The following is a 10,619-nucleotide window of genomic DNA, read 5'->3' as shown; positions in this document are numbered from 1 at the left end:
CGTGTGGAGCCGTGGTGTAGAGGCCTAACATGCCTGCCTGTCACGCAGGAGACCGCGGGTTCGAATCCCGTCAGCTCCGCCATTTTTGATAAAGTGCAGTACGAGCCATTAGCTCAGTTGGTAGAGCACCTGACTTTTAATCAGGGTGTCGTAGGTTCGAGTCCTACATGGCTCACTTTTTACTCCTCCAATCTCATGCGGAAGTGGCTCAGGGGTAGAGCATCGCCTTGCCAAGGCGAGGGTCGCGGGTTCGAATCCCGTCTTCCGCTTTCCTTTAAGATAACATGCCTTTGATCATAACGATCAAAGGCATGTTTTTTTCTTATATCAGGGTGTGTCGCTCCGTACAGTCGGGGTACCGAGCCGCCCGAATGGGAATTTTAGTCGCAATAACGGACGATAGAGAACTTTATTTGGTCCGGATGTTTGCAGGAAAGTTCGTTTTGCGCGTAAGTGAACGCAATCCCTTGTTCCCGCAAACGAAGGGGAACAGAAGCAAAGCCCTCGCCTTCGCGATGAATCTGGAGACGGACCGGCAGCGCATCCAGCTGGGCTTTCAACTGCTGACTGTTCTTGACTTGCATGTGCACCAGCCGGTAGTTCGAACCGAGCGCATTACATCCGATCAACGTTAGCAGTAAGAGGGCGGCCCATTTCGGCACCTTATGCCGGGCAACATATCCGCATAGAGCGATAACGACCGGTATCAGCCAAAATTGCGGCACATAGCGGGCCCACCAGCTCTCCGGATTGATGAATACAGTCGCTGACAGAGCGGCGACCGCTAAAGCCGCCCCAAGCGCCAGACGCCAATCATACGCGAGAAGCAGGAACCCGAGCGCAATGGAGCCCAGCGCGATCCAAAACATGAACGGGCCGAAACCGCCGATTCTTGTATCTTGATCCATGTGCCTGAATTCGGTTTTGATTTCATCCAGATCTAGCGTAAACAAGTCGCGGGGCTCCGATTGCAGGGGTTGAATCGGATTGCCGGTTTTCCGGGTCAAGGAAAGCACCATTTTCTCAAGCGTCCCTTTGCCTGCAAAATCGGCCGGCTGGTTGGCTGATATAATATCGATTTTGCCGGACCCGGCCAGCGGATAAAACGGATGCCCCTTATGAACCGTGTTGGTGACATAGGGGTTATAGCCGAATCCGATGACACCGGCCATGAAGGTAAGACCTAAAGTTAAGGTGACGATAACCGATTTGAACCTGTTCGCAAACGTCAGGTAGACCACAAAAATAAAAGTGATCAATCCCGCATAAACGATGGCCGTAAATTTAATGTTCAGCAGAAGCAGCAGCGTTACCGACGCCAGGATCAGCGATTTTCGCTCGAATGTCTTGGCATAATGGGCAAGAGCCGCGATGTAAACCAACATCAGGCTGCCCAGCAGACCATCGTTATAATACGTAAACAATTCCGCCACAACGACAGGATTCGCCGCCATAACGGCGCCCAATAAACCTAAGACGAAGAGAGAGCGGTTCCTGAAAATGCGGGCCAATGCGCCAAAAGCTGCAAAAAAAGAGGCCAGCCAGCAAATCACGTTCGTTGCCTTACCGACTTCGATCGAAGGCCAATAAGCATAGAAAAACGCCGCAAGCAGCCACGGCGCCTTGGCATAATGCTCAATCCAGATCGAAAGCGGAAACGCAGAATGGTACAGTGGATTCCAGCCTTCCTTGATGGAACTGATTGCAAGAATATGATACACTTGGCCGTCATATGACGTATCGAGAATCGAAGTGCTCATGAATAGAGATAGAGTCACCCCAAGAATGGCCAGCGCATACGAAGTCCGGGCGAATGAAATCCCCCATCTATGCATGGCTATTCCGAATATGACCCAGAGAACTAGCGCAATCGGCGTCAATACCGCTGCATGCGGAGGCAAATTACACAGAAGGGCCGTCAGGATGGCCGTGTAACCGATGCCTAGAACGGAGATGAGCAGCAGAGCTGTATCAAGGCTCCATTCCCCCCGGTGCATGGAGGGCTCCCGTCTATGATATCGCAAGCACAAGCACCCCCAGCGCGATCAAGGCTAGACCGCCCATTTTGGGCAGCGTGACCGGTTCATGAAAAATAACGGCCGCCAGCACAAACACGATGATATAGCCGCCAGCCACCATAGGGTACGCCTTGGATAGGGGGATGCTCCGCAAACCGCAAATCCAGAACGCCACCGATACAGCATACAATCCAAGCCCGGACAGGATGGGGGCATTGGTAAACATCTGAATGTTCCGGTGCCATACCGATCCGGTTACTTCTGCGGGCGTCAGCATAGCGCCCCATTTCATCAAAACCTGTCCTATAGCTCCAAGCGGAACGGATAAGAGCAAGTACATGTACGCTTGCATACGGAGCTCCTTTTCATTAATCAACCGAATGCCTTGAGAATAAACACAACTGAAATACCATAAGTCATGACCGTCGCCACAATTCCTGTGTCCTGAAGCAGCAATTCTTCAGGCTTGCCGCCCTTGCCGAGGACATGGATGAGATAAAGGTACCGGAACACACCGTAAATAACAAAAGGAATCGTCCACATTAAATGAATGGTACGTCCCGATAAAAACGTAAACATGCTGTAAGAGATGATGGTCGCTGTCGTTACGATCCCCGTCATCTGATCCAGAAGCGTTTCGGAATATTTATCAAGCACCTTGCGGTGAGTTCCTTTGTCATTTTGCAGCAGCATGAACTCGTGCCGGCGCTTCCCGATCGCAAGCAGAAGCGAGAGCAGAAATACGCATAGCAAAAACCACGGCGTAAAATGAACCTGAATCACGATACCCCCGCCCAGTGCGCGCAGTACGAACCCTGCTGCAATAATCATAATGTCGATGATCACGACTTGCTTCAAGGCAAGCGAGTAGGCAACGTTGAGAGCAAAATAAATGAAGAGCAGCAAGGCGAACAGCGGATGTTCCCGTACAGCCGCGGCCATGGAGCAGACGAACAGCACGAAGCCGAAGGCAACGGCGAGCTGCGGATTCAATCGGCCGGAGGCCATGGGACGATGGCGTTTGTCAGGATGCTGGCGATCGGCTTCCCGATCCATATAATCGTTCAAAATGTAAACGCAGCCGGATACGAATGAAAACAAGATAAACGCGGTAAGACTATGGATAACAGCGCCGGGGTGCATTTTGTCGATGGAAAAAGTAAAAGCTGCAAAGACGAGCATGTTCTTCGTCCATTGCTTCGGACGAAGCTGCATAAATAACAGTTTGGAGGTCTCCATGAAGCTGCGGTGATTTCTGGCGTGATACAACATGCTGTCTGTCATGATTTTTGCTCCCTTTTCCAAGCATAGGTGTAAACTGAACCTTGCTTCTCTTTTTACCCCAACTATTTTTCCAAAAATGCAAATGAATTATACGGATGCGTCTGCAAATTTGTCCTTTCCTTGTCCTTTCTTTGTCCAAAGCGTGAAAAAATTTTGAACAAATTGCGAAAAATGTGGTATACTAAGGAAAAGAAAACACTTTCATCTCAGATTGGAGTGATTAGCATGACGACGAGAACGGCATCGGCTAACGAGGTAAATCACAGTGGGCGGGATGTGGGTCGTCTAGTCACGATGATGACGGTGGCGGCTTGGGTCCTACTCGGTATCGGCTTTGTACTCAGTTTGCTTAACTTGCATCATTTCAGCGATCGGAATCCTTCCCTGATGGTCGGCATCGGCTTTATGGTCGGCAGCGTTCATATTTACGTCATCCGCACAGCGATCCACTTGGTGCATTCGCGCGCAGCCTCAAGAACGGAATAAAACCAACGATATTTTGCTAAAACAGAAGCAAGGCCAATCTTGTCGAGCAGACTGGATTGGCCTTTTTGCGTGTATCCATTCTCATAAAGACAGGTTACCGTCAATGTCGAACCGGTGACATTTATTTTACAGGATCAAGGCGATTGCTTGACGTATTTGTTAACCCTGATTCAATAACCGCGGAAATCTGTTAAGTTATAGTTATAGATAAGTGAAGTAAATCACAAAGTTTTCATCGTGGGTTGAACGAGGATAGGAGGATCGTCATGGCAAAACCGAAAAGGGCTGTTCGGCTCGCATTCCCGTTCTTAATCGTAGGCATGGTCCTGCTATTGTCGGGGTGCGCGGAACAAATCATCGTGATGGACCCAAAAGGGCCGATTGGTGAAAGTCAGAAAGATTTGATTTGGTTTTCAATGATATTGTGCGCGATCATTCTGGTGCCGGTGCTGGCTCTGACCGCTTATATCGTATGGAGGTACCGCGATAAGCCGGGGACGAAAGCGACCTATCGGCCAGACTGGGCGCATAGTACGGTTATGGAGGCGGTATGGTGGGGCATTCCCATTCTGGTTATCATCGTGCTCGGCGTCGTAACGGTTCGGTATACGTATGAGCTCGAACCTTCGAAGCCGATCGCATCGGAGAAGAAGCCGATTACGATTCAAGCGACATCGCTGGACTGGAAATGGTTGTTCATGTATCCGGAGCAAGGCATTGCAACGGTGAACTATTTGCAAATTCCCGAGGATGTGCCGATTAAATTCGAGCTAACCTCGGATGCGCCAATGAACTCGTTCTGGATTCCTCAGCTGGGGGGGCAGATGTATACGATGTCAGGCATGGCGATGACGTTGTTTCTGCAAGCGGACCATCCGGGAACTTACTACGGATCGGGCGCTAATTTCAGCGGCGAGCATTTTGCCGATATGACCTTTGATGTGAAAGCGACGTCGGAAGAAGAATTCAAGATGTGGGTCGGCAGCGTGAAACGCACGTCTCCGGTGTTATCGATGGAAGGCTATGAAGAGCTGGCCAAGCCAGGCAAATCCAACCCGCAATATTATGCTTCGTTCCCGGAAGGCTTATTCGGGCATATCGTAACGAAATACGCGGTTAACGGCCAAGGTCATGGAGCGCACGGAGGTCACGGGGCACCGGCACAGAACGAGGCTCCCAAGGCGCAGCCGGTCATAGAAACAAAGCCGAATCCGCAGTCGTCTACGACACACGAACATGCGGGGCATTAATTTAGACGAGAGGAAGGTTCGCTCATGCTGGATAAGATCAAGCAATTTGCTTCCGAGTTTTTCGTAACCGGCGATCCGCTCATCCTCGGCGCTCAGGTCAGTATCGGACTTACGATGGTCGCTATCGTGTTCGTGCTCACGTACTTCAAAAAGTGGGGCTGGCTGTGGCGCGAATGGCTGACGAGCGTCGATCATAAACGGATCGGCATCATGTATATTATTTGTGCCATTCTTATGCTGTTCCGCGGCGGAGTGGACGCCCTGTTGATGCGGCTGCAGCTCGCGGTGCCGAACGCCGAGTTTCTGCATGCGGAGCACTATAACCAAATTTTCACGACGCACGGCGTCATTATGATTTTGTTCATGGCCATGCCGCTCATGTTCGGGCTGTTCAACATCGTCGTTCCGCTGCAAATCGGGGCGCGCGATGTCGCCTATCCGTTCTTGAACTCGCTGAGCTTCTGGATGTTTTTCTGGGGCGCGATGCTGTTCAACGTCTCCTTCATTATCGGCGGCTCGCCGGATGCGGGCTGGCTCGCGTATCCGCCGCTGTCCGGCCTGCAGTTTAGTCCGGGCGTCGGGCAAAACTTTTATATTTGGGGCATTCAAATTTCCGGTATCGGTAGCTTGGCGACGGGGATCAACTTTATCGTAACGATCCTGAAGATGCGCGCGCCAGGCATGAAATTGATGAAAATGCCGATGTTCACCTGGTCTGTTTTTTCCAGCTGCGTCATCATCATTTTCGCCTTCCCGATCTTGACGGTTACGCTCGCGTTGTTATTTCTGGACCGTTTCGTCGGAGCGCATTTCTTCACGCTTGACGGCGGCGGTAACCCGATGATGTATATCAACCTCATCTGGATGTGGGGTCACCCGGAAGTGTACATCGTCGTTTTGCCCGCATTCGGGATTTTCTCCGAGATTGTGGCGACGTTCTCCAAGAAGAAGCTGTTCGGCTACAAATCCATGGTTTTTGCCATGTTCAGCATTAGCGTGATGTCGTTCTTTACCTGGGCGCATCACTTCTTCACGATGGGTTCGGGCGCTGACGTCAATGCATTCTTCGCCTTAACGACGATGGCGATCGCGATACCGACCGGTGTCAAAATATTCAACTGGCTGTTTACGATGTATAGGGGAAGGCTCTCCTTCCCGACGCCGATGCTATGGACGATCGCCTTTATCCCATGCTTCGTAGTCGGGGGGATGACCGGGGTGCTGCTGTCGGTCGCACCGGCCGACTTCCAGTTCCACAACAGCTATTTCCTGATCGCTCACTTCCATCAAGTGCTGATCGGGGGCGTGGCGTTCGGTTACTTTGCCGGCCTGTACTACTGGTGGCCGAAGATGTTCGGCTTCCAGCTGAACGAGCATCTCGGCAAATGGGCGTTCTGGCTGTGGAACATCGGCTTCTACGTCTGCTTCATGCCGCAGTACATTCTCGGTCTGATGGGCATGACGCGTCGGATGTACACGTACGACTTCGACATGGGCTGGGGCCCGCTCAATATGGTGTCGACGATCGGCGGGTTCCTGATGGGGATCGGCTTCATCTTCCAAGTATGGCAGATCGCCTACAGCATCAAGCAGAACAGACGCGATACGACTGGAGACCCGTGGGACGGCCGGACGCTCGAATGGTCGATTCCTTCTCCGGCGCCGGTGTATAACTTCGCAGTCGTGCCTCAGGCGGGCAAGCTTGACGATTGGTGGGAAACGAAGCAGCAGCGCGCGAACGGAATCAACCCTTCGGATACGGTTAAGCCGAAGTACGAACCGATCCACATGCCGAAAAACTCCGGCATTCCGTTCATCATGTCGGCGTTCTGGTTTTTTGCCGGATTCGGCTTCGTCTGGGATTGGATGTGGCTGACGATTCCAGCGCTGGTCGGCGTCGCCATTTGCATGCTGGTACGCTCGTTCACCTATGATACTGATTATTATATCCCGGTCGACGAAATCGAACGGACGGAAAGAACGTTAAGGGAGGCGAAAGTCTAATGGCGCACACGGCAGTTCACAACGGACATGGGCATGACTCGCACGATCATGCGCACGACGACGGCCATCACGACCAAGAGTCGCTCAAAACGTTTGGGTTTTGGCTTTTCCTCATTACCGACTGTATCTTATTCGGCACCTTGTTTGCTACGTATGTCGTTCTTCGTGCCAATACGAACGGCGGACCGACGCCGGAAGAACTGTTCCTCATGCCCGGTATCATCGCCGAGACGTTCATCCTGCTTACGAGCAGCTTCACGAGCGGTCTCGCCGTGCTCGCGATGCATCAAGGCAAGAAAAACCAGCTGATCGGCTGGCTGGGGGTAACCGCGCTGCTGGGCGCTGCCTTCATTACGCTGGAGGTGTCGGAATTCGTGCATATGGTGCACGAAGGAGCGACAATCAGCACCAGCGCGTTCCTGTCGAGCTTCTACGCCCTGGTCGGGACGCACGGTATGCACGTCTCGCTCGGGCTCGTCTGGATGGTCGGCCTCATGCTTCAGCTTCGCCGCAGAGGCATTACGCCGGTCACCAAACGCAAGGTCGAAGTAATCAGCCTGTACTGGCATTTTCTCGACGTCGTCTGGATTTTCGTGTTCACGGTCGTTTATTTGATGGGGGTGATGTAGGATGGAGCGTATAAACGCGGCTTCTTCGCACGGACACGGACACGAGCAACACGGCTCACACAACGGCTCGCACGGTTCCCTGAAGTCCTACGTCATTGGATTTCTGCTTTCGATTGTGCTGACGGTCATTCCGCTCGTGGTCGTGATGAACAAAATGATGAGCCAGACCGGCACGATCTTATTGATTCTCGTCATGGCGGTGCTGCAATTCGCCGTTCAGCTGCTGTTCTTTATGCATCTGAAGGAAGGAGAGAATGCCCGTTGGAACATCATGGCGCTCATTCTCGGTTTGATCATCCTGCTGACCATCGTGGCGGGCTCGATCTGGATCATGACGTATAACGCGGTGGCGCATTAAGCGCAGCTCATACTTGTAGACCCTTACGCGCGTCGTAAGGGTCTTTTTGTTTTTGGGAAGCGAGGCGCTGAAGCAAGTCTCACGAAGGCGAAAAGCCGCTGACATGAAGGCCCGGACCTCTTAGGCTGGAAAGGGGAACACAACCCCGGAGGCCGGTTACGGGTGGACGAGGTGTTTAGCGATAAATGCCGGCAGCTGCTCCGGCGCAAGCGGCCTGCTCAGCAGGAAGCCTTGAGCGACGTCGCAGTCCATCTCTTTCAGCCGGTTCAACTGATCGAAGGTTTCCACTCCTTCGGCCACGACACGGTAGTCGAGATGTTTGACAAGCTGAATGATCGCTTCGGTCACTTTCGCTTCCTTCGGGGTGGTGAGATCGTTCGTGAAGCTCTTGTCGATTTTCACCACATGGAAGGGCAGCTTTTTCAAGTAGTTCAACGAGGAGTAACCGACCCCGAAATCATCAAGCGCGAGTATAATGCCGGCCTGGCTTAATCGCATTAGCTGCCGCTGCGCATATTCAAGCGAAGCTATCAGCGCCGTTTCGGTCACTTCCAGCTCGAGACGGTGGGGCGGCAGCCCGGCGGAACGGGCGATCTCCTTCACGCATTCGGGAAAGTCCGGGTCGTTAATCTGGACGGCGGACACGTTCACGGACATGACGGCATCCGGGAACACGCCGAGCAAGGAAGTGCCCGTCTCACACGCTTGGCGCAGCACCCACATGCCGAGCGGTACGATCAGGCCGGACGCCTCGGTCAGCGGAATAAATTCGGCGGGCGAGATGAAGCCGTGCTCCGGATGGCGCCAGCGCAGCAGCGCTTCGAAGCCGCGCACCCGGCCGCTGCGAATATCGAATTGCGGCTGGTAATGTACGCTGAATTGTCCCAGCTTCAAGGCGTCGCGCAGGTGCTCGGTCAATTCGGCGCGCCGAGCCGCTTCCGGGTCAGGCTGAACAGTCACGCCCAAATGCTCCGGGTGGGGAAGGCGTAACGAGCCTAGCGCACGTTCCACCAGCGCTGCCAACCCTTCCTCGTCGCCCCGATAGGTGACGAGAGAGGACGCAACCTCGGCGTAGAAGTGTTTGGATCGGACCATCCAAGGCTTGACCAGCTCGCACTTGGTTATAAATTTCCATTCGATAAGCTCCTCACGCGTTCCGCCCTCCACGCAAATCCAAAACAGATTGTCTTCGGATAAGCTCATGCGCCAATCGGCCTGAAGCCTTCCCTGAATACGGGCCGACATCGTATCGAGTAAGCTTTGGCAAACGTCAGGACCATACCGTTTCTTCATATCCTGCAGGTTGTGAATCTGGAAAAGAACGACGGTAAAAGGAATTTCTTTATTCACGAGCCGGTTCAACTGCTCCATCATACAGCGGTGCTTGGTCAGGCAGGGCCTCCAGTAGGGCCGTCGGCTGCGCGTTAACGGAAAGTCGAGTGCATAAGCGCCAACTAATAAGGCGGCGGCATGAAGCGACAAGGAGAGCAGCAGGTAAAGACTCCATTCCCGGATACCGGCTTGCTGCCCGGGGAAAGCAATAACGAAGGACAAGAGGTCGGCAAGTCCCCAGAGCAAGCCTGCGGCCATCAAGCGGCGTATGGCCGCGCTTCGCGCCGCAGCCTGATTCCACCGGTTTGTCCAAACAAGAAATAACCCTACATCAAGCACACTGTGCCATACATGCCTAGCGATATCTCCGATCACGGTGATCCTATCCTCCCAGTAAACCTTAACTTTTTCCAGTATAAGGTGAATGTATTTGGAAAGTTTGGGAATAATCGTTAAGCGCCTGTTAATTTATCGACAATAAGCCGACATTCCGCTTAAACGGAAGTCGGCTTGTTACCGCGGGGGAGCGGGCTATGGCTATGGAATAAACTTATATCCGACGCCCCAGACAGTTTTAATATGAACGGGCTCCTTCGGACGGTACTCGATTTTTCTGCGCAAATTGGTCACATGCACGTCGATCGCCCGGTCGTTCACGAACGAATCGTAGCCGCGGGCGGCGTTGATTAATTCTTCCCGGGAAAATACTTTGCCGGGATTGTGGCAGAACAGCTTCATAATTTCGTATTCGGAGTAGGTAATCTCTACGTAGTTCCCGCGCACGATGAGCATTCGCCGGTCGGCATCCAGTTGAATCTCGTCGCCCGGATCGCGATCCGTTTCGACGGCTTCAGGCAATGCCGGCGCGACCAGGGAGCGGCGCAAAACCGCATCGATACGGGCTTTCAGCTCCTGCATGCTGAAGGGCTTGCAGAGATAATCGTCGGCGCCGGCCGTAAGGGCCTGTATGCGGTCGGTCACGTTCGTCTTCATGGAGACGACGATAATCGGCGCCGTCGTCAAATCCCGGAACGTGGCGCATAGGCCGACTCCTTCCGCGTCCGGCAGCATTAAATCCAGAAGAAGGATATCCGGTTTAAAGGTGCCGAGCGCCATCATGCCGTCCTTGCCGGTTTCTGCGCGAAATACGATGAAGCGCTCCTCGGTCAAATACAGTCTGAGCATTTCTCCAATAATATTATCATCTTCTATGATAAGTACCTTGTACACGCTATCGGCCACCCGCCTTTAAACGATC

General features: G+C 53.0%; 10 protein-coding genes and 3 tRNA genes. 8 read left to right on the top strand and 5 right to left on the bottom strand.

Going from position 1 to position 10,619, the window contains the following annotated elements; genetic code table 11:
* Positions 1-5: 5 nt before the first annotated feature.
* From PVA01S_RS18930 to PVA01S_RS18920, 3 genes are all read left to right on the top strand, one after another.
* A tRNA-Asp gene (locus PVA01S_RS18930) sits at positions 6-82 on the top strand.
* A gap of 20 nt (positions 83-102) precedes the next feature.
* Positions 103-175: transfer RNA gene (locus PVA01S_RS18925), tRNA-Lys, on the top strand.
* A gap of 22 nt (positions 176-197) precedes the next feature.
* Positions 198-269, top strand: a tRNA-Gly gene (locus PVA01S_RS18920).
* A gap of 111 nt (positions 270-380) precedes the next feature.
* Here the strand turns inward: PVA01S_RS18920 and PVA01S_RS18915 are convergent.
* From PVA01S_RS18915 to PVA01S_RS18905, 3 genes are read right to left on the bottom strand one after another with little or no spacing between them, the layout of a single operon-like run.
* Positions 381-2,024, bottom strand: coding sequence for a hypothetical protein (locus tag PVA01S_RS18915; protein ID WP_127608872.1), 1,644 nt, complete (start codon positions 2,022-2,024; stop codon positions 381-383).
* On the bottom strand, positions 2,011-2,370 hold the full coding sequence (locus tag PVA01S_RS18910) for an SMR family transporter (RefSeq protein ID WP_127608871.1): 360 nt from the start codon (positions 2,368-2,370) through the stop codon (positions 2,011-2,013). The genes PVA01S_RS18915 and PVA01S_RS18910 overlap by 14 nt, the downstream gene beginning before the upstream one ends.
* A gap of 20 nt (positions 2,371-2,390) precedes the next feature.
* The gene (locus tag PVA01S_RS18905) at positions 2,391-3,302 is read right to left on the bottom strand and encodes a decaprenyl-phosphate phosphoribosyltransferase (protein WP_230876325.1); all 912 of its coding nucleotides are present in this window, start codon (positions 3,300-3,302) and stop codon (positions 2,391-2,393) included.
* A 225-nt stretch (positions 3,303-3,527) separates the two neighbouring features.
* Between PVA01S_RS18905 and PVA01S_RS18900 the strand changes: the two genes are divergently transcribed.
* The 5 genes from PVA01S_RS18900 to cyoD all read left to right on the top strand — a co-directional run bounded on the left by PVA01S_RS18900 (position 3,528) and on the right by cyoD (position 8,029).
* Complete coding sequence (locus PVA01S_RS18900; protein WP_054798397.1) at positions 3,528-3,788, top strand: hypothetical protein; 261 nt, start codon at positions 3,528-3,530, stop codon at positions 3,786-3,788.
* Positions 3,789-4,054: 266 nt separating this feature from the next.
* Positions 4,055-5,038 (top strand): ubiquinol oxidase subunit II, encoded by a 984-nt coding sequence (gene cyoA, locus PVA01S_RS18895; RefSeq protein ID WP_127608870.1) that lies wholly within the window; start codon positions 4,055-4,057, stop codon positions 5,036-5,038.
* A 24-nt stretch (positions 5,039-5,062) separates the two neighbouring features.
* Entirely contained in the window at positions 5,063-7,042 is a 1,980-nt protein-coding gene (locus PVA01S_RS18890; RefSeq protein ID WP_127608869.1) for a cbb3-type cytochrome c oxidase subunit I, read from the top strand.
* The gene (gene cyoC, locus PVA01S_RS18885; protein ID WP_054798396.1) at positions 7,042-7,671 is read left to right on the top strand and encodes a cytochrome o ubiquinol oxidase subunit III; all 630 of its coding nucleotides are present in this window, start codon (positions 7,042-7,044) and stop codon (positions 7,669-7,671) included. Before PVA01S_RS18890 ends, cyoC begins: the two co-directional genes overlap by 1 nt.
* Before the next feature lies 1 nt (position 7,672).
* Positions 7,673-8,029: a cytochrome o ubiquinol oxidase subunit IV gene (gene cyoD, locus PVA01S_RS18880; protein ID WP_054798395.1), complete on the top strand. Its 357-nt coding sequence runs from the start codon at positions 7,673-7,675 to the stop codon at positions 8,027-8,029.
* A 156-nt stretch (positions 8,030-8,185) separates the two neighbouring features.
* Here the strand turns inward: cyoD and PVA01S_RS18875 are convergent, their stop codons facing one another.
* Positions 8,186-9,736 (bottom strand): putative bifunctional diguanylate cyclase/phosphodiesterase, encoded by a 1,551-nt coding sequence (locus PVA01S_RS18875; protein ID WP_127608868.1) that lies wholly within the window; start codon positions 9,734-9,736, stop codon positions 8,186-8,188.
* A 162-nt stretch (positions 9,737-9,898) separates the two neighbouring features.
* Complete coding sequence (locus PVA01S_RS18870) at positions 9,899-10,591, bottom strand: response regulator transcription factor (RefSeq protein WP_127608867.1); 693 nt, start codon at positions 10,589-10,591, stop codon at positions 9,899-9,901.
* Positions 10,592-10,619 lie beyond the last annotated feature (28 nt).

The organism is Paenibacillus validus NBRC 15382, from assembly GCF_004000985.1.
GTDB lineage: Bacteria > Bacillota > Bacilli > Paenibacillales > NBRC-103111 > Paenibacillus_G > Paenibacillus_G validus.
Note: the sequence above shows the minus strand (reverse complement) of the source record. Positions and strands in the feature narration are given on the sequence as shown.